This is a genomic window from Faecalibacillus sp. MSK20_93, assembly GCF_020589945.1.
Classification (GTDB): domain Bacteria; phylum Bacillota_I; class Bacilli_A; order Erysipelotrichales; family Coprobacillaceae; genus Faecalibacillus; species Faecalibacillus intestinalis.
In genome coordinates this window covers 1-19,059 of sequence record NZ_JAJDKA010000020.1, presented here as the reverse complement: position 1 = coordinate 19,059, position 19,059 = coordinate 1, and the positions used below count along the sequence as shown (strand labels likewise).

The following is a 19,059-nucleotide window of genomic DNA, read 5'->3' as shown; positions in this document are numbered from 1 at the left end:
ACTAATGAAGATTGGAGAAGATTATGAGAAGATATATTATTGCTTCACATCATAAACTTGCTTATGGATTAAAAGATACCGTAGATTTTTTAACTAATGGAATCAAAAAGATTTATGATGTAAATGCTTATGTAGAAGATGTAGAAGATGGAGAAAAACCAATTGAAGAAGTCGTAAGTGAATTATTTGCTTCTTTTGATGAAAATGATGAAGTTTTAGTTTTTGCTGATATGATGGGTGGAAGTGTTTATCAAAAATTCTATCCATATATGAGTGATAAAGTACATGTTGTTTGTGGAATAAATTTACCCTTAACATTAGCACTTGTTTTAGAAAGTGAAGATACTCCTTTAACACAAGAACTTGTTCATCAATATGTTGAGGACAGTAAAAACCAAATTGTATATGTCAATGAAGTAAATTTTGCAGTCGATGAAGATGATGAATAGATAAGAGTGCGTACTGCATCTTATCTTTTTTATTAGAAAAGAGGAAATGATATGAAAATTAGTACAATAATTGAAAATATGAAAAAATATCATAAAGGATATGGAACAATTGATGAAGAAAAAACAAGAGATAAAGTGCTCTATGGAAATGTTGATCAAGAATGTACAGGAATTGTGACTTCTTGTTGGGCTTCTGTTGATGTTATTGAATATGCCATTGAAAAAGGAGCCAACTTGATTATCAGTCATGAAGCATTATTTTGGAATCATGGAGATCATCAAGAATGGCTAGAAGAATCAAAAAATAGTGTCTATTTAGAAAAAAGAAAACTATTGGATGATCATCAAATCGTAGTCTGGAGAGATCATGATTATATTCATTCAGGTATTCCTTATAAAGGAGACTATATTGATGGTATCTTCTTAGGTCTAGCTAAGAAAATGGGATGGGAAGATAAACTTATTGTTAATCCAATCAATGAATTTGAACCATCTTTATTATGTTCTACTGCCTATAGCTTTGATCATTCAATCAAAGCCAAAGATCTAGCCAAGGAATTAATTGATACCTGTCATTTAAATGGAATCAAATTGATAGGAAATTCAAATGCGGATATTAAAAAAGCAGCAGTGTTATTCCATGTATTTGGTGATGCTAATGAAGCTATTAAAAATACTGATAAAAGTGATGTCGATTGTCTGTTATCGATGGAACTTATAGATTTTACTTATGCAGAGTATCTAAGAGATAGTGGAATGTTAGGAAGAAATAGAGTTGCTTTAGGAATGGGACATTTTAATCTAGAAGAACCTGGAATGGAATATATGTTGGAATACTTAGATGAAGCGATAGGTGAACATATACCTGCGTGGTTTAAACAATCAGGAGACAATTATGAATATATGACAAAGGATTGTTGTCATGATCACTAATCCTTCTAATTTTAGAGATTTACATGATTGTTATGATTTTATAGAGGCAGGGCATCTCTATCGTAGTGCGCTACCTCGAAATCTTACGAAACAGGATTGGGACAAACTTTATAATTTAGGTATTCGTTATATTATTGATTTTCGCAGTGAATTTGAAAGAAAAGAAGATAGTTATGAATGTGATCAACGATTTCAACACTATAATTGGAGTGCTTTAAAACCGGAAACGGGAATCGATGATTTCTATTTTCCAAGATTGATTACCAAAAAATCTACAAAAGAAGAGGTTTATAATAGTGCCGGGTTTATTCGCAAAGGCTATAAAATAATGCCTTTTGATAATTTGGCCTATAAACAATTATTTCAATTAATAAAAGAAAAAGATGGAATACTTTTTCATTGTGGTTCAGGTAAAGATAGAACAGGATTATTTGCGGCATTACTATTAAAATTATTTGATTGTGATGAAAAGACAATATATGCAGATTATCTTTATAGTAATAAAAGTGTAGAAAAAGATTTAATGCCACGTCTTGTTCAATCAGATTTTACGGATGAAATTAAAGAGATGTTATTGTATGTTTGCAGTGTTCATGAAGAATTGTTGAAATCATCATTTGATGAAATATTAAAACGTTATTCTTCATTTGATGAATACTTTGAAAAAGAATATGCAATTGATAAAGAAGTAAAGGAAAACTTAATTAAGAAATATTGTCATGAAAAATAATATGCGCATTCAACTTGTTCCTAATTTAAAGTTGGAACAAAAACAAAAATATAATTCTACTCAAGAAAAATATCTTAAAATATTATCTTCATCCTATGAAGAATTACATCAATACATATTAGATAAGGCGTCAACAAATCCTTTAATTGAATATAATTCATCATTAGACCCAGATTTATTATTAGAATTTGATGATTATTCAAAACCTCAATTAAGAGATGTTCTTTTTGAACAACTTCATTTAAGTAATGAAAAATATGATGAAGATGTTTGTGATTATCTGATTTCTTGTTTAGATAGTAATGGTTATTTCAAATATTCCAAGGATGAAGTTATTAAAGAGAGTTTATGGGGCTTAGATTCTCTTAAATATCATTTAAAGTTATTAAGAAAATTGGAACCTTATGGATTATTTTCATTTAGTTTAAAAGAATGTTTAAGTATTCAATGTTTAATGAGTGAAAAAGCAGAAAGTGAAACAGGATTGATTTTATGTGATTATTTAGAAGAACTGGCAACACAACATTATCATGCGATTATAGAAAAAACAGAATTAACCCAAGAGGAAATAGATGAAGGATTTGATTTTATTAAAACGTTGAATCCTAAACCAGCAGCAAACTACGCACAAGAATCTACTTTTCTTATACCAGAGTGTAAAGTTTCTGTTGAAGGAGAAAATCTACAAGTAGAACTATTAAAATTTGATTTATCTATTACTGTCATTGATGATGATTCTTTAAAGAAGCAAAGAAAAGAAGCTGAGACACTTCTAAGTGCTTTACAAAAAAGAAATATGACACTCTTACAAATAATGAATGAAATGTGTCATGTTCAAAAAGACTTTTTTATTCATCATGGAGAGTTAAAACATTTAACTTTAGAAATGGTTGCGGAAAAATGTGGACTTGCTATCTCAACAATTTCACGTGCAATTACACATAAATCTTTTGAATTTAATAATCAATATTATTCTATCAAAGAAATGTTTATTCACTCAGGAACTTTTATCAAAAATGATAAGGCTATAAAAAAAGAAATCACACAAATCATTGAAAAGGAAAATAAGTTAAAACCTTATAGTGATGAAAAAATAAGAAAACTTTTAGAAGAAAAAGATATTTATATTTCAAGAAGAACGGTTACAAAATATAGAGAAGAATGCTTTATTTATAATTCTAGACAAAGAAAAATTGAAAAAATATTATGGGAGGAAAAATGATGCAAGATCCAAGACCAATTAATACAAATATTAAAACAAAATTAATTAATCCTGAAAAAGAAAAACCATCAAGATGGTCTTTTTTGAAAATATTAAGAGAACATAGTGATTTAAGATTATTTTATCCAGAAATAAATCCTAATGCTGAAGTTTATAAAATGAGAGATAATCTTTATTGTATTTATTATGATGGAATTCATTGTGGAGAAATGTGGTGTTATCTTATTGATGGTCCACAAAAAGCAATGCTTATTGATACAGCATTTGGATTAGGAGATTTAAAAGGCTTAATTCATAAACTTATTGGTGATAAAGAAATTATTGTATGTAATACACATTGTCATATTGACCATGTATCAGGAAATAGTCATTTTGATAAAGTTTATTGTCACTATGCTGATCAAAAATATATTGAAGAACATCAAGGAAAAGATGTTGTAGATGAATTTGTTTATGATGAAAAAGGTGAATTAGGATATACTTGGTTTGATGCTAATGACCTACCACCATTTACTTCTTATGAAGTAGAAGGTGTCGAAAATCATCATCAATTTGATTTAGGAGATGGCTATATTGTTGAATTAATTCATTTACCAGGTCATACTCCAGGTCAATCAGGATATTTAGATCATCAAACAGGATGTTTCTTTATTGGAGATGTCACAAGTGCTTTTGGTGGCGAAGCATGGGATGTTTATCCAGAATTTTGTACAATCAATGCTTTAAGAGATGCTTTACAAGATTTTATGCCACGTTTAGAAGAAGTATCAGGAGTATTTCCAGGACATGGAACGATTGATTTACATCCAAAAACTTTAAAATATATTTTAGATACCGCAAATCGTGTTATTTATCATCCAGAATGGTATGATACAAAGGTTGATTTCTTTGGTACACCAATGTACGCTAAATTTATTTATCAACAAGGTAGTGATTTGAAATATACAAAGAGTGCTGTAATCAAAGAAGAAGATCCAGAAGAAAGAGAATTTTAAAAGAGAAATATATAAAAAGTGAGCTACATAATTTTAGCTCACTTTATCTTTTATATCTTTAAAATAATTATTTTTGCCCAACGCCTTTACAATAAGTTTGAACAACTTCATAATCTCTATCTAAAACAACAAGATCAGCATCATAACCAACGCCAATTGTTCCTTTACGATCATCAACATGTAAACATCTTGCTGGGTTTGATGTACATGCATTGATCGCGTAATTAACAGGAACTAAAGCATCTTCAATTAAGATTTTTAATCCTTTGTTTACGTTTAAAGTAGAACCAGCTAAGTTACCTGCTTCTACTAAATGAGCACTTCCATCTGGATAAATAACAACTTCTTGTCCACCAAAATCAAATTTAGTACCAACAGGGAATCCTTTACACATTAATGAATCAGTAATCATAATACTATAATCAGGTCCTTTAGAAGTAAAGAAATTATTTAAAGCTGCAAGAGTTGAGTGATTTCCATCACAAATAATTTCTCCATACATATTTCTAATACGCAAGGCTCCACCAACGAGACCATTTGCACGATGCGTAAATGGTGTCATTGCATTATAAACATGAGTCATACTTCTTGCTCCATGAGCGTATGCTTGAACAGCTTGTTCATAAGTTGCATTTGAATGTCCAATACTTACGACCACATTATTTTGACTACAATATTTTGTAAGAGCGTAATCTTCATCATTTTCAACAGCCATAGTAATATATTTAATTAAACCATGAGCAGCTTTTTGATATCTTTTAAATTGTTCAATATTAGGTTTTACACAATATTCTTCAGGTTGAGCTCCTTTATGTGCTTTATTTAAATAAGGACCTTCAAAATGAATACCTAAGATTTCTGCACCTTCATAACCTTCTTCTACAACTTTTGCGACATTACTTACCGCGTTTGTAAGAACTTCTTCACTTTGAGTAAGAGTTGTCGCAAGGAAAGAAGTAACTCCTTCATCAACGATTCCTTTTGCCCATTTTCTTAATCCTTCAGGATTAGCATCATTTGTATCAAAACCATAAGCTCCATGGCAATGAATATCAATAAAGCCAGGAAGAATTCTTAAATCTCCATAATCTTTCGTAACTTCTTTTTCATTGTAAGGATATATTTCTTTAATAATTCCATCTTCTAATTCTAATTGTGCTGGCGTGAATTGATCCGCAATCCAGACTTTTTTACTTTGTATAATCATAATTTCACCTCATATTTATTATAGAACACTTTACTTATCTAGACAAGAAACAACTCCTCTTATTTCTAATAAAAATTCAATTTACCTTACCTCTAAATTAGTATATAATTAGAGTCATAATAAGGAGGAAGAGGATATGGATGAAAATTTACTTTTATCATTAATTGAAAACAACGCGAAAATGGAAGTCGTTGATCTTGCGGCCGCCTTAAACGAAACAGAAGAAAATGTTGATAAGACAATTAAAGATTTAGAAAAAAATAAAACAATCTATGGTTATCATACTTTGATCAATTGGGATAAAACAAATCACGATGTGTGTACAGCTGTGATTCAAGTTAATGCGAAACCTGAAAGAGATTATGGATATGATCGTATTGCAAAAAAAATCTATAATTTTCCAGAAGTAGATACAATGTATTTATTAGCGGGAAATTATGAGTTTTTATTAATTGTTAAAGGAAAAACAATGGTGGAAGTTGCTAAATTCGTTAATAGTCGTTTAGCGGTTATTGAAGGTATTGAAAGAACAGCCACAATGTATGTTTTGAAACAATATAAAAATATGGGTAAACTTGTTGAGGATGATAATAAAGATGCAGCAGAAAGATTATTGGTAACTCCATAATGGATTTTGAAAAAATTGTAAATCCTATTGTAAAGGATATTCCACCTAGTGGAATTCGTAAATTTTTTGATTTAGCTAATCAAATGGAAGGTGTTATTTCTTTAGGGGTAGGTGAACCTGATTTTGCAACCCCTTGGACAATTAGAGAAGCTGCAATCTATTCAATTGAAAAAGGAAAAACTTTCTATACTGCTAATCAAGGATTATTAGAATTAAGAAAAGAAATTTGTAAATATCAAAAAAGAAGATTTAATTTAGATTATAAACCAGAACAATGTATTGTCACTGTTGGGGGATCTGAAGGAATCGATTTAGCCTTTAGAACAATTATTAATCCAGGTGATGAAGTCATTTTATTACAACCAAGTTATGTTGCTTATACACCAGGTGTTGCACTTGCTGGTGGAATAGTAAGAAACATTATTTTAACTGAAGAAAATGAATTTAAATTAACACCTGAACTTTTAAAAGAAGCTATCAATGAAAAAACAAAGGCCATTCTTTTAAACTATCCAAGTAATCCAACAGGTGGATTTATGACAAAAGAAGACTATGAAAAATTGGTGCCTATCTTTAAAGAATCAGGAATTATGATCATAACTGATGAAATCTATGCAGAACTTTCTTATGAACATAAATTCTGTTCAATTGCATCTTTTGATGAAATCAAAGATCAAGTTATTTTAGTGAGTGGTTTTTCAAAAGCTTATGCGATGACAGGATGGCGTTTAGGTTATGTTCTTGCTAATGAATATCTTATTAAAATGATGAAAAAGATTCATCAATATGTCATTATGTCAGCACCAACATGTGCTCAATATGGTGCCATTGAAGCAATGAGACATTGTGACGAAGAAATTGAAAAAATGCGACAAGCTTATCTTGCAAGAAGAAATTTCTTAGTCAAAACATTTAATGAAATGGGACTTAAAACATTTACACCACAAGGGGCTTTCTATGTTTTCCCATGCATCAAATCAACAGGTTTAACATCGGAACAATTCTGTGAAGAATTATTAAATGATCAGTTAGTAGCCTGCGTGCCAGGAAGTGCTTTTGGTGAAGCTGGAGAAGGTTATATTCGTGTTTCTTATGCCTATAGTTTAGAAGAACTTAAAGCGGCAACAAAGAAAATTAGAAAATTCTTAGAAAATAAGGGAGTTATTTAACTCCTTTTTTTTGGATTTAAAGCAGATACAAATTAATCATAAAAATCATCATTTTCCTATAATATAGATAAAGAAAAGGGGATGATTTTAATGGTAGTTAAAAGTTATGAACAAATGACAGATGTATCAATTATGGAAGTAAAAACGTATTTATTAATTCATAGTGATGGAATTTATCAACAAGATATTTATGATTTAATGAATACGTGTATTGATGTTTTTCAATTAAAAAGAAAATTAAATAAAAGAAAAGATATTCAATTATGGCTTTTTTCAAATATTAAAAGATATATTGATTGTAGTTTATCTTATAATGAAATGGAATATCATTTAATCATGATGAATTTATTAATCAATCAACATTTTAAACCATTAGTCGAATATAAATATAATTTATTTTATTATATTTTAGATCATAGTGATTTTAATATAGAAATTTATTGTCTAGTAAGGCATTTGCTTACATTTAAAATGAATCAACTCAATCAAGTCATTTTAGGTATGACACATTATAAAATGATGAGTGATGAACAAACACATTATCAAGCAAGTCTTATTCTTTTATTAGAAAAACAATATAAACAAGCTTATTTTCATTTACCATTTGTAACACTTGATGAAGCCTTTAAACGCTTTGAAAAATCTCTTTATAATTATTCACCATATCGTTATGAAATGTTGTATCATAAAGACAAGACATATTCACTTAATTATGCAAGATAGGAGAAAACTATGGACAGACTCTATTACACATATCTTATTATCAAAGAATCATTAGATTATATACCTGCTATTGAAATAAAAGGGCAACTTGAAGAAAAATATCGAATCAAAGTTGATGTTAAAACGGTTTATCAAGCCATAAAAAATATTAATGAATTATCGAAGTATATTTATCAAAAAGAAATCATTAAGACTAAACATCGTAAAGGCTATACAATAAATGAAGAATTCTTTAATGATGGACAAATACAATATTTATGGGATAGTATTCTTTATAATAATGATTTAGATCAAAAAGAAGTAAATATACTACTTACAAAATTACAAACATTAAGTTCAAATAAACAATTATCCCGTATTCAAAATCAAACAATTAGACAAAATGATATAAGAAATTATGATTTGCTATTAAATATGACAACCATTATTAAAGCTATTAATGAAAAGAAAAATATTTATTTTAAGTATGTTAATTATGAAATAAAAAGAAATAGGTTGGTAGAAATATCAAATATCCATGGTAATCATCAAGATAATAAAGAATTTTATATTATTTCTCCGTATAAACTCATTCAAAATAATTCTAAATATTATGTGATTGGTTATTTTGATAAAAGACCAGATAGTTTATCTCTTTATCGATTAGATCGTATGAGACTTGTAAGAAATCATAAGAGTAAATATTTTGAAGGGGAACAATTTGATGTAGAACAAATTGATAATCCAATTAATATGTATATTTCCGGAGAAAAAGAAGATTTAGAGATTAGTTTTGATCAATCGATTATTAAAGAAGTTGTTGATAAATTTGGACAAGATAATCGTGTGACAAAGGATTATGAAAATCGGTATCATTTAATAGTAAAAGATGTTTTAATTAATGAAGGATTAATAGGGTGGTTAATGATGTTACAAGATAAAATTACAGTTATTAAACCTTATTCTTTACAAGAAGAAATGAAAAAAAGAATTAAAAAGACATTAAAACAATATCAATAGGAGAAATTATGATTTATATAACAGGTGATAAGCATGGAAATTTTAGTGAGGTTTATGCATTTTGTTGTAAAAATAAAACAACAAGAGATGATCTTATGATTGTTTTAGGAGATGCAGGTATTAACTATTACGCCAATGAACAAGATATTTATTTAAAAAATAGTCTTTTACAATATCCAATGACTTTCTTTTGTATACATGGAAATCATGAAGAACGTCCTGAAAATATAGAAGGCTATAAAACAAAAATATTTCATGGTGGTCTTGTATATTATGAAGAAGAATATCCTCATATATTATTTGCGAAAGATGGTGAAGTGTATCAATTTAATGAACAAAGTGTTTTAGTTATTGGTGGAGCTTATAGTGTTGATAAAAACTATCGTCTACAAATGGGATATAATTGGTATTCAAGTGAACAACCTAGTGAAGAAATAAAAGATAAACTTTTAATGTATGTAGAAAAGAATCCACAAATAGATGTTGTACTTTCTCATACTTGTCCTTATAAATATCTTCCGCGAGAAGTGTTTATGAAAAGTATTAATCCTTTAAAAGTAGATTATAGTACAGAATTTTTTTAGATAAATTAGAATTAAGATTAGATTATAAGAAATGGTATTGTGGACATTTTCATACTGATAAAAAGATAGATTGTATGATATTTATGTTTAATGAAATTGTTGAATTTTAAAAAGCTGCTACAAATGTAACAGCTTTTTAGATAGAAATATTTTATTATTGATTATTGAATACTTTAGGTAAATCTTTTGTTTTTTTCCAATCAAGATCTTTTATTTGTTTAAGAAGTGGTTGATAGAATTGTTTTTTGTCTTTTGGATAAATAGCATAGTAGTTAACATGAGCCTCTTTATCTGTGATTGGTATTAAAATACGATTATCTTCTTCATTGTCTCTTTGTATTGTAATATTACTTTTAAAATTAGGCAAAGCAGACATCTTTGTAAGTTCATTAAAGACAAAGGGATCATCTTGAAATAACAAATGAGATTTAGGAATCATTTGTTTACATACTTCATTCCAAAATCCAATATGTGATAATAAAAGAACACTTTGTCCATCTAAATCAGAAAATGAAATTTCTTTAAATGGTGCTAAAGGATGTGCCGGAGGCACAGATAAGTAAAGTGATTCATTTAAGAATTCTTGGCAAATATAGTTTTTATTATCTAAAGGATGTGTTAATACAATTAATGAATAGTCTCCATTTTCTAAACAATCAATGAGTGTTTGCTCATCTTGAATAAGATAACTTTCAAATTGTGAATTTGTATTTGTTTGAAAAGTATATTCAATTCCCCATAAAGGAGCAGGTGCACAACTGGCAAAAGATAAATAATTTTGATTATGTTTTGTCAGTTCTTTGATCATTTCTTCTCTACCATCAAGTAACTTTTTCGCAAATTCAACCGCAAGTAAACCATTATCATTTAATTCTATTTTATTTTTCTTACGATTAAATAACGATAAACCTAAATCTTCTTCTAAACGTTGCATGGATTTTGTAAGGCCAGGCTGAGAAATAAGAAGTTCTTCAGCTGCTTTAGAAATCGTTTTATTTTTTGCAATAGCCACAAGATGTTCTAATTGGTTAAATTCAATCATTGTATTACGTCCTCGTCTTTTTTCGTATTATAACATACTATAACTTTTTGTTATAGTGATATTTGTTTTTAGTCATGTACAATAGAATAAATAATGATTAAAATAAAGTTAAAGGAAAAAGGAGAAAGAAAATGAAAGTATTAATTATTAATGGTAGTCCTCGTCCTCAAGGAAATACAAAGATTGCTTTAGATGAAATGGTTAAGATTTTTGATCAAGAAGGAATTGAAAGTGAAATCGTGCATGTCGGTAATAAAGATATTCGTGGTTGTATTGCTTGTATGTCATGTAAAACAAGATTAGATCATTGTGTTTTTGATGACTGTGTCAATGAAGTCGCTAAAAAATTTGAAGAAGCTGATGGTCTTGTAGTAGGAACACCTGTTTATTTTGCTTCTGCCAATGCAACCTTAATTGCTTTTCTAACAAGATTATTCTATAGTACATCTTTTGATAAAAGTATGAAAGTAGGAGCTAGTGCGATTGTCGCAAGACGTGGTGGTATTTCCTCAACTTATGATGAAATCAATAAATTTTTTGCTATTTCAGGAATGCCAATTGCTTCTTCACAATATTGGAATGCAATCCATGGTAGAGAAATGGGAGAAGCAAGCCAAGATGAAGAAGGATTACAAACAATGCGCGTTCTTGCTAGAAACATGTCATTTTTAATGAAATGTATTCATGATGGTAAAGAAAAATATGGTTTACCAGAAAAAGAAAAATTCCATCGTACAAACTTTATAAGATAAAAGAAAGGTGTGAAGATAAAATGTATACATCTGATCTATTTAAAAAATGGATTATTGATCATCAAAATGATGATTATCAAATCAACATAGAAAGTGAACAAACAATTAAATTAACAACATCTTATGGTGAAGCTACCATTCAATTTACTGATGTTACCAATGGAACAATTGTTGAATTTAATATTATTTCTTATAAAAATCAAGAAGTGCAGTTTTATCTTCATTTTGAACTTAATGATGAAAATCATGCTCATCAACTTTATGATGAAATGATTGAAACATTAATTGGTTTAAAAGACAAAAAAACAACCCGTATTTTATTATCTTGTTCCTCAGGTCTTACAACATCAATGTTTGCAGATAACCTTAATTCTGTAGTAGAAATGTTAGGGGAAGATTATCACTTTGATGCGGTTGCTTATTCAAATATTTATGAACAAGTAGAAAATTATGATCTTATTTTAATAGCTCCACAAATTGGCTATATGTTAAAAAGATTACAAGAAAGTTTACCTGATAAACTTGTTTTACAAATACCAACAGCAACTTTTGCAAGTTATGATGCGATTGGTGCGATTAAATTTATTCAAAGTGAAATTGAAAATTATAATAAAGAAAAGAAAGAAGAACAAGTTAAGAAATGTCACTGTTGTAAAAAATCAAATAAACGTATTCTTTCAATTGTTTTATCAACTAATAGAGCACAAACTCGTATTTATTATCGCGTTTATGATAAATCAACAATTATTGATCAACAAACGATTATTAAAGCAAGTCTTGATATGAATGATTTGTATGATATTATCGATACTGTTTTATTAAAACATCATACAATTGATGTTATTGGTATTGCTACACCAGGTATTATTAAAGATAATCAACATCTACGTTCAACCATTGATGGTAGAGATCAAGATATTAGAAATGAATTTGAAAAGAAATATCATATCGATGTCTTTATTTATAATAATGCTAATGCGGCGGTAGTAGGATTTTCTTTGGAACATGAAGAATATAAAAATATCATTTTCCATTCACAACCTTTTGGTTTTGGTATTGGTGGTCAAGGAATCCTTGTAAATGGGCAAGTTATTACAGGAAAAGAAGGAATTGCGGGAGAAGTACGTTTCTTTTTAAGAAGAATGCAATTATCAGATGATTGCCAACAACTTGCTTGGAGTCAAGCAGGTGTTAAGGAACTTGTAATTAAATCATTATTACCATCCATTTCCTTAATTGGGCCTGATGCTATTGCACTTTATTCACCGATGACACCAGATACTTTAGAGATAGAAAAAGGATTACTTTCTTTTGTGCCAAAAGAATTCATCCCCACCTTCTATTCTATTAAAGAACCTTGGTATTATATGTTAGATGGTATTACTAAATTATGTATGGATCATTTAGAGGAGAATCATAGATGATTCTCTTTTATTAATTTTTTTAAAATACTATAATTAAATTATGAATACAAGAAACTATATTATATTAAAATATTTAAAAGAAGCGGGAGATTATGTTACATCAGAAAATTTAAGTGCGATATGTAATGTAAGTACAAAAACAATCTTAAAAGATATTCAATTATTAAATGAAGAAATGAAAGCTTCAAATAACTTTATAGAAGTAAAACCATCTCATGGTATACGAATTAATATCAATGATATTGAAGAGTATGTTAATTTGAGTAATTCTTATCGACCTTTTAAAGATAATGTTCTTTTAAGTGTTACAGAAAGAGAAGACTGGATTGAAAAGTATTTAATTGAAACAAATGATTGGGTGAAATTAGAAAGGTTATGTGAATTGGTATATGTTTCTCCTTCTGTATTGTCACAAAGTTTAAAATCAGTTAGAAAGTCTTTAAAACAATATGATTTAACATTAGAACAAAAATCACATTATGGAATGAAAATAGAAGGACGTGAATTTAATAAGCGCTTATGTTTATCATCAATATATATTTCTTATATTGATCAAAGAGAAAATTTTCCGGGATATCAATTTAATGGAGAAGAGTTAGAAATTATACAAAAAATTAGTGATATTTTAAATGATGTATTAATGATGTTTAAAATTTCTATGTCAGAAGTAGCTGTTCAAAATTTTATTATTGATATTTTTGTATCGTTAAGAAGAATTAATCAAGGAATAATATTAAATGCAACTGAAAAAATGATTATTGATGTTTCACGCTGGACAGATAGCATTGTTGCAGTAGAACTTGCAAAAAGAATTGACAAAGAATTTAATATTGAAATGGGTGATCAAGAAATTGTATCACTATCCATTCATTTAGCGTCAAAAAGAATTATTAAAAACATTGATGAAAGTGTTCATCGTATTATTAGAAATTTTGATGTAAATAAAATTGTAGACTCTATGTTTGAGGCAATTTATGAACAATGGCATATTGATTTTTATCAAGATAATGAATTAAGAAAATCATTACTTTTACATCTTATTCCTTTAGAAGTCCGCTCACGGTACAATGTAGTTTTACAAAATCCGCTCATAGACAAAATTAAACAACAAAATATTTTAGCTTATCATTTAGCAACAACAGCATGTAAACAACTTGTTGATTATCATGGTAATCATTTAAGTGATGAAGAAATTGGTTATGTAGCATTACATATAGAATTAGCACTTTATCGTAAACAAATTAAAGAGAAAAAGAATATATTAGTTATGTGTGGAATAGGAAGAGGAACATCAAGTACATTGGCTTATAAAATAAAAGAAATATACTGGAATTATATAAATGAAATCAAAACGGTTGATTATATAGGGTTAAAAAAATATGACTTTACTGGTGTTGATCTTCTTATATCGAGTATTCCAATAAAATATAGTCTACCAATACCTATGATAGAAGTTAATTATTTTTTAAATGATAATGATAAAAAAAGAATTTTAACTTTTTTCGATAATCAAGAAGATTTTCATATGGAAAGTTACATAGAAAATAATTTAATTTTAAATAATATTGAGGTAAATACCAAAGAAGAAGCTATTGAATTTATTATTAAAAATACGATAAATAATAATGAGTTGATGAATGATATTCTCAAAAGTGATCAGATTTCAAATTATGAATTAGAAAACAAAATTGCTATTTTAGCTAGTAATAGTTCTAATCAAAATCCGAAAGTAATTATTGGTATACTTACAAAACCCATTTTATGGAATAAAAAGAAAGTTCAATTAATTGTTATGCCACTTATTGGAAATGAAAAGAACTATAATATATTTGATTTATTTAAAGAATTATCTTATTTAGCACAAAATTCAGTGTACATTAAAAGAATAATAAAGAAACAAAGTGAAGAAGAGATAATAAAAATTTTTAATGAAATAGAAGAAATCTTAAATTAAAAGAGACTTTGAATTATTCAAAGTTTTTTTTGCATTTTGAAAAGTTCCACAATAATATAGAATTTTTACACATTGAGTTCCATAATAGGTGATGATTATAATAATGTTGAAAAATAAAAAGAAATCAAATCTGCAGAAATGAAATTATTATTTTTTAGGAAAGAGGGAAATTTAATGAAAGATAAATTGCAAAATGTTTTATTATCAATTAGTGCAAAAGTTGAATCAAATAAATATCTTGGTTCAATAAAAGAAGCATTTACGATGTTTGTTCCATTTATTATTGTTGGATCATTTGGAAGTATGTTGAATATATTAGTTGCGGGAGCTAATGGATTAGCTAAATGGGTACCATGGTTATCAAAGTTATCACCTGCATTTACTACAATCAATTTTGTAACTATTTCTTGTATGTCATTACCAATAGCGTTTCTTATTGGATATAAACTAGCAGAAAAAGAACAAGTACCTCAATTAGAAAGTGGATTAATTGGGTTATTATCTTATTTAGCTGTATGTCCAAATACAATTAGTACAGTTGTCGAAGGTTTAAAAGATCCAGTTGTTTCAAGTGGATTAGGATCTGGTGTTATTGGAGCACAAGGTTTATTTGTTTCAATGATTATGTCAATTTTAGCAGTTAAGTTATTTAAAGTATTAACAAATATTGATGTTATTAAAATTAAAATGCCTGATTCAGTTCCAACAGGAATTGCAAGATCATTTAATATTTTAATTCCAATTTTCATTATTATTACAGTATTTTCTGTAGCAGGATGTTTATTTAATGCCTATACTGGTAATTACATAAATGTTTGGATTTATAATATTATTCAAGTGCCTTTACAAGCTTTAGCTAATACAACAGTGGGTATTGTTATTCTTTCCTTAGTCAATCAAATTTTCTGGTTCTTAGGAATTCATGGTGGTATGGTTATTGAAGGAGTTAGAGGACCATTATCTGCTGCAGGTATTGCTGAAAATATTTCTGCTGTACAAGCTGGTGGAGTTGCTACTAATATTTTAACGAGAGGTTTTTGGACGAGTTTCGTTGTTGTTGGAGGTGGTGGTATCACTTTATCATTACTTATTGCTATTTTCATTTTTTCAAAAAGAGAAGATCACAAATCTATTGCTAAATTCTCATTAATTCCAGGTATTTGTGGAATTAATGAACCAGTGGTATTTGGTTTACCTTTAGTCTTAAATCCAATTTTTGCTATTCCATTTATTATTAATTCTGCTATTGCTGCTTTAATTGCAATAGGTGCGACAAATATCGGTTTTATTACATGTGGTATTTTAGATTGTCCACCAGGTTTACCAGTGTTTATCACAGGATTTATTAGTTATGGATTTAATGGTATTATTGTTCAAGCAATTATTTTAGCAGTTACATTTGTTATTTGGATTCCATTTGTATTACTTTCTAATAAACAAGTTGAAATTGAAAATAAATAATGGAGGAATAGAGTATGAGTTTTCCAAAGAATTTTTTATGGGGTGGCGCTACTGCTGCAAATCAATATGAAGGTGGTTGGCAAGAAGGAGGTAGAGGTATTGCCGTTCATGATTTACTCACAAATGGAACGAAAGATGATCCTCGCCGTATTTATTGTCAAAATGATCAAGGAGAAGAAACAACAATTCAAATGGGAGAATGTATTCCCTTTGGATATAAAGGAGTCTTAAAAGAAGGATATTATTATCCTAGTCATCAAGCCACTGACTTTTATCATCATTATAAAGAAGATATTGCATTAATGGCAGAAATGGGATTTAAAACATATCGACTTTCTATATCATGGACAAGAATTTTTCCTAATGGAGATGATGATACACCTAATAAAGAAGGGTTAAAATTTTATGACAATGTAATAGATGAACTAAAGAAGTACAATATTGAACCATTAGTAACAATTTTACATTTTGATATGCCATTGAATTTAGCAACAAAATATGGCGGATGGATCAATAGAAAACTCATTGATTTTTATTTAAAATTTGCAAAAGTATTATTTGAAAGATGGAAAGATAAAGTTAAATATTGGATTACAGTTAATGAAATTAATGTTTTAGGTGGATATTGGACGCTAGGATTAGCTTCTAATAATCGTAAGAGTGGTAAACATTCTAATCAAGGTGAAACTCCTTTAAAAGATGCTGGTATTAAATTTCAATCTATTCATCATATGTTAGTAGCGAGCGCGATGGCTAATAAAATAGCAAGAGAAATTAATCCAAACTTTATGTTAGGAACAATGTGTGCACTTTCAGGTATTTATCCAGCAACGTGTCATCCTGATGATGTTTTTGGGGCTTACGAATTTAGAAGAAAAGCTTTAATGTTTAGTGATGTTACTTGTCGAGGGTATTATCCTAATTATGCACAATCAATTTTTGATGAATACGGTTTTACATTAAAAATGGAACCAGGAGATGAAAAGTGGTTAAAAGAAAATACTTCCGATTATCTAGCGTTCTCTTATTATCGTACAACAGCTTATGATAGGTTCTCACCTAATACAACAACAACAGGAGGACAACAAGCATCGCCTAATCCTTATTTAGAAAAAACTGCATGGGGATGGCCAATAGACCCTGAAGGATTAAGGTTTGTTTTAAATGAATTATATGATAGATATCAAAAACCTTTATTCATTGTAGAAAATGGAATGGGTAGCGAAGATATTATTGAAAAAGATGGAATTCATGATGATTATCGTATTTCTTATATAAGAGATCATATTAAAGAAATGAAAAAAGCAGTAGAAATAGATAAAGTTGACTTATTAGGCTATACAACGTGGGGATGTATTGATATTGTTTCAGCAGGAACAGGTGAAATGAAAAAAAGATATGGTTTTGTATATGTTGATTTAGATGATTTAGGAAATGGAAGTTTAAAAAGAATAAAAAAAGATTCATTCTATTGGTATAAAAAAGTGATAGAATCAAACGGTGAAATTTTAGAATAAAATAATATTTATTTCTTCCCAAAATAGAAATGCACATAAAAAACGAGATTATTTCTCGTTTTTTATATTAATTAAATTACTAGCATAAGGCTTTTTACCACTTAAAACATCATCATAAAAATTTTGTTTCCAATCAATATAATCAATATTTTCTTCTAATTCCTGAATTGTATTTTCTAAATTTTCTCTTTTTCTAACAAGAAATTCTTTACGTATTTTAACTGTTGATTCACCTTCTAGACATAAGTCTAAATAATCTTTCATTTTTTGAATAGAAAAGCTACATCTTTTAAGACAAGAAAGATCTTTGATCCACTTAACACCATGTTCATCAAAAATACGACGATTATTTTTATCTCTTTTAACGTGAGTAACTAATCCTTCATTACAATAATACTTTAATGTTTGATAAGTCATATCAACTTCACTACATACTTGCATCATGGTATACATTTAAATCATCTCCTAAATTTATTTTAGAGGACTTGACCGATAGTTACAATCGCAATCTATAATAAATGATGAAATGGGGGAATTATTAATGAATACTTTTAATTATACTTATCCAGTAAAGTGGCTCAATAAATACAAAATACATGATTAAAAGGAGAGAGGAATATGCTATTTTATTTTACAGGAACAGGAAATAGTTTATATGTCGCAAGATAATTAGAAGCTAATCCAATCAGTATCCTACAAGCATTAAAACAAGAAAACTTACATTTTAAAGATGATAAAATTGGTGTTATTTATCCTGTTTATGCTGGAGAAACACCAAAAATTGTTTTAGAGTTTTTAGAAAAGGCAACCTTTGAAACAGATTATTTCTATTTGATTTTAACTTATGGAAAAGATGACACAGATGCTCCTGAATGTATAGCACGTTTATTAGAAGAAAAAGGAAGACACGTAAATTATATTAATTCTATTTTAATGGTAGATAATTACTTACCATCCTTTGATATGAATGAACAAAGGACAATGAATAAAAATATTGAACAACAAATTCAACAAGCACTTCAAGATATTCAAAATAAAAAAGAAGAAATTCCTAAAGCAATACAGGCAGGGAGAGATTTTCATGCTTCTACCAAAGAAATCTTTGCGAAAAATCCAGAACTAATTAACGGTGAACAAATTACTGTCACTGATAAATGTGTAGGTTGTGGTATTTGTACGAATGTCTGTCCACGTGGTTTATTCTACGTTGAAAACTGTAAACTTACATTTTGGTTGGAGACATTACATTTTAATTAGAGACATTTGTAAT

General features: G+C 28.3%; 19 protein-coding genes. 16 read left to right on the top strand and 3 right to left on the bottom strand.

Annotated elements, in window-relative coordinates; genetic code table 11:
- The first annotated feature begins 23 nt into the window (after positions 1–23).
- Genes LJD34_RS07585 through LJD34_RS07565 form a run of 5 tightly spaced genes read left to right on the top strand, consistent with a single transcriptional unit; the run spans position 24 to position 4,329 of the window.
- Entirely contained in the window at positions 24–449 is a 426-nt protein-coding gene (locus LJD34_RS07585; protein WP_227359560.1) for a PTS sugar transporter subunit IIA, read from the top strand.
- Between the two features lie 51 nt (positions 450–500).
- Entirely contained in the window at positions 501–1,382 is an 882-nt protein-coding gene (locus LJD34_RS07580; protein WP_117871812.1) for a Nif3-like dinuclear metal center hexameric protein, read from the top strand.
- Positions 1,372–2,112, top strand: coding sequence for a tyrosine-protein phosphatase (locus tag LJD34_RS07575; protein WP_195932720.1), 741 nt, complete (start codon positions 1,372–1,374; stop codon positions 2,110–2,112). Before LJD34_RS07580 ends, LJD34_RS07575 begins: the two co-directional genes overlap by 11 nt.
- On the top strand, positions 2,102–3,334 hold the full coding sequence (locus tag LJD34_RS07570) for a hypothetical protein (protein ID WP_195932719.1): 1,233 nt from the start codon (positions 2,102–2,104) through the stop codon (positions 3,332–3,334). The genes LJD34_RS07575 and LJD34_RS07570 overlap by 11 nt, the downstream gene beginning before the upstream one ends.
- Positions 3,331–4,329 (top strand): MBL fold metallo-hydrolase, encoded by a 999-nt coding sequence (locus LJD34_RS07565; RefSeq protein WP_195932718.1) that lies wholly within the window; start codon positions 3,331–3,333, stop codon positions 4,327–4,329. The genes LJD34_RS07570 and LJD34_RS07565 overlap by 4 nt, the downstream gene beginning before the upstream one ends.
- 67 nt (positions 4,330–4,396) lie before the next feature.
- Here LJD34_RS07565 and nagA read toward each other — a convergent pair whose 3' ends face one another.
- On the bottom strand, positions 4,397–5,536 hold the full coding sequence (gene nagA, locus LJD34_RS07560; protein WP_227359559.1) for an N-acetylglucosamine-6-phosphate deacetylase: 1,140 nt from the start codon (positions 5,534–5,536) through the stop codon (positions 4,397–4,399).
- A gap of 136 nt (positions 5,537–5,672) precedes the next feature.
- Here nagA and LJD34_RS07555 point away from each other — a divergent pair, with 136 nt between their 5' ends.
- From LJD34_RS07555 to LJD34_RS07535, 5 genes are all read left to right on the top strand, one after another.
- Positions 5,673–6,164 (top strand): Lrp/AsnC family transcriptional regulator, encoded by a 492-nt coding sequence (locus tag LJD34_RS07555; RefSeq protein WP_032090857.1) that lies wholly within the window; start codon positions 5,673–5,675, stop codon positions 6,162–6,164.
- Positions 6,164–7,333, top strand: a complete 1,170-nt coding sequence (locus LJD34_RS07550; protein ID WP_227359558.1) for an aminotransferase class I/II-fold pyridoxal phosphate-dependent enzyme — start codon at positions 6,164–6,166, stop codon at positions 7,331–7,333. The genes LJD34_RS07555 and LJD34_RS07550 overlap by 1 nt, the downstream gene beginning before the upstream one ends.
- A gap of 90 nt (positions 7,334–7,423) precedes the next feature.
- Positions 7,424–8,056: a hypothetical protein gene (locus LJD34_RS07545; RefSeq protein WP_227359557.1), complete on the top strand. Its 633-nt coding sequence runs from the start codon at positions 7,424–7,426 to the stop codon at positions 8,054–8,056.
- Between the two features lie 9 nt (positions 8,057–8,065).
- Positions 8,066–9,055 carry a helix-turn-helix transcriptional regulator gene (locus LJD34_RS07540; protein ID WP_227359556.1) on the top strand — a complete coding sequence of 330 codons (990 nt, stop codon included), beginning with the start codon at positions 8,066–8,068 and terminating at the stop codon, positions 9,053–9,055.
- An 8-nt stretch (positions 9,056–9,063) separates the two neighbouring features.
- A complete protein-coding gene (locus tag LJD34_RS07535; protein ID WP_227359555.1) occupies positions 9,064–9,639 on the top strand; it encodes a metallophosphoesterase in 576 nt (191 codons plus the stop codon).
- 154 nt (positions 9,640–9,793) lie between these two features.
- Here LJD34_RS07535 and LJD34_RS07530 read toward each other — a convergent pair whose 3' ends face one another.
- Positions 9,794–10,681: a LysR family transcriptional regulator gene (locus tag LJD34_RS07530; protein ID WP_227359554.1), complete on the bottom strand. Its 888-nt coding sequence runs from the start codon at positions 10,679–10,681 to the stop codon at positions 9,794–9,796.
- 131 nt (positions 10,682–10,812) lie between these two features.
- Between LJD34_RS07530 and LJD34_RS07525 the strand changes: the two genes are divergently transcribed.
- The 5 genes from LJD34_RS07525 (at position 10,813) to LJD34_RS07505 (ending at position 17,789) form a co-directional block, all read left to right on the top strand.
- Positions 10,813–11,433: a flavodoxin family protein gene (locus LJD34_RS07525; protein WP_227359553.1), complete on the top strand. Its 621-nt coding sequence runs from the start codon at positions 10,813–10,815 to the stop codon at positions 11,431–11,433.
- Between the two features lie 20 nt (positions 11,434–11,453).
- Positions 11,454–12,857, top strand: a complete 1,404-nt coding sequence (locus LJD34_RS07520) for an ROK family protein (protein ID WP_227359552.1) — start codon at positions 11,454–11,456, stop codon at positions 12,855–12,857.
- A 40-nt stretch (positions 12,858–12,897) separates the two neighbouring features.
- On the top strand, positions 12,898–14,811 hold the full coding sequence (locus LJD34_RS07515; protein WP_227359551.1) for a BglG family transcription antiterminator: 1,914 nt from the start codon (positions 12,898–12,900) through the stop codon (positions 14,809–14,811).
- A 174-nt stretch (positions 14,812–14,985) separates the two neighbouring features.
- A complete protein-coding gene (locus LJD34_RS07510) occupies positions 14,986–16,272 on the top strand; it encodes a PTS sugar transporter subunit IIC (RefSeq protein ID WP_227359550.1) in 1,287 nt (428 codons plus the stop codon).
- A gap of 14 nt (positions 16,273–16,286) precedes the next feature.
- Positions 16,287–17,789: a glycoside hydrolase family 1 protein gene (locus LJD34_RS07505; RefSeq protein WP_227359549.1), complete on the top strand. Its 1,503-nt coding sequence runs from the start codon at positions 16,287–16,289 to the stop codon at positions 17,787–17,789.
- Between the two features lie 48 nt (positions 17,790–17,837).
- Here LJD34_RS07505 and LJD34_RS07500 read toward each other — a convergent pair whose 3' ends face one another.
- The gene (locus LJD34_RS07500; protein ID WP_227359548.1) at positions 17,838–18,242 is read right to left on the bottom strand and encodes a MerR family transcriptional regulator; all 405 of its coding nucleotides are present in this window, start codon (positions 18,240–18,242) and stop codon (positions 17,838–17,840) included.
- A gap of 231 nt (positions 18,243–18,473) precedes the next feature.
- Between LJD34_RS07500 and LJD34_RS07495 the strand changes: the two genes are divergently transcribed.
- Positions 18,474–19,046, top strand: a complete 573-nt coding sequence (locus LJD34_RS07495; RefSeq protein ID WP_227359573.1) for an EFR1 family ferrodoxin — start codon at positions 18,474–18,476, stop codon at positions 19,044–19,046.
- Positions 19,047–19,059: the final 13 nt, after the last annotated feature.

Excerpts from the sequence above, each read along its gene's own strand:
- LJD34_RS07575 (WP_195932720.1), top strand. The coding sequence starts at position 1,372 with ATGATCACTAATCCTTCTAATTTTAGAGATTTACATGATTGTTATGAT.
- LJD34_RS07535 (WP_227359555.1), top strand. The coding sequence starts at position 9,064 with ATGATTTATATAACAGGTGATAAGCATGGAAATTTTAGTGAGGTTTAT.
- LJD34_RS07525 (WP_227359553.1), top strand. The coding sequence starts at position 10,813 with ATGAAAGTATTAATTATTAATGGTAGTCCTCGTCCTCAAGGAAATACA.
- LJD34_RS07580 (WP_117871812.1), top strand. The coding sequence starts at position 501 with ATGAAAATTAGTACAATAATTGAAAATATGAAAAAATATCATAAAGGA.
- nagA (WP_227359559.1), bottom strand. The coding sequence starts at position 5,536 with ATGATTATACAAAGTAAAAAAGTCTGGATTGCGGATCAATTCACGCCA.
- LJD34_RS07500 (WP_227359548.1), bottom strand. The coding sequence starts at position 18,242 with ATGTATACCATGATGCAAGTATGTAGTGAAGTTGATATGACTTATCAA.
- LJD34_RS07585 (WP_227359560.1), top strand. The coding sequence starts at position 24 with ATGAGAAGATATATTATTGCTTCACATCATAAACTTGCTTATGGATTA.
- LJD34_RS07505 (WP_227359549.1), top strand. The coding sequence starts at position 16,287 with ATGAGTTTTCCAAAGAATTTTTTATGGGGTGGCGCTACTGCTGCAAAT.
- LJD34_RS07515 (WP_227359551.1), top strand. The coding sequence starts at position 12,898 with ATGAATACAAGAAACTATATTATATTAAAATATTTAAAAGAAGCGGGA.
- LJD34_RS07530 (WP_227359554.1), bottom strand. The coding sequence starts at position 10,681 with ATGATTGAATTTAACCAATTAGAACATCTTGTGGCTATTGCAAAAAAT.
- LJD34_RS07540 (WP_227359556.1), top strand. The coding sequence starts at position 8,066 with ATGGACAGACTCTATTACACATATCTTATTATCAAAGAATCATTAGAT.
- LJD34_RS07555 (WP_032090857.1), top strand. The coding sequence starts at position 5,673 with ATGGATGAAAATTTACTTTTATCATTAATTGAAAACAACGCGAAAATG.
- LJD34_RS07510 (WP_227359550.1), top strand. The coding sequence starts at position 14,986 with ATGAAAGATAAATTGCAAAATGTTTTATTATCAATTAGTGCAAAAGTT.
- LJD34_RS07520 (WP_227359552.1), top strand. The coding sequence starts at position 11,454 with ATGTATACATCTGATCTATTTAAAAAATGGATTATTGATCATCAAAAT.
- LJD34_RS07570 (WP_195932719.1), top strand. The coding sequence starts at position 2,102 with ATGAAAAATAATATGCGCATTCAACTTGTTCCTAATTTAAAGTTGGAA.
- LJD34_RS07545 (WP_227359557.1), top strand. The coding sequence starts at position 7,424 with ATGGTAGTTAAAAGTTATGAACAAATGACAGATGTATCAATTATGGAA.
- LJD34_RS07565 (WP_195932718.1), top strand. The coding sequence starts at position 3,331 with ATGATGCAAGATCCAAGACCAATTAATACAAATATTAAAACAAAATTA.
- LJD34_RS07550 (WP_227359558.1), top strand. The coding sequence starts at position 6,164 with ATGGATTTTGAAAAAATTGTAAATCCTATTGTAAAGGATATTCCACCT.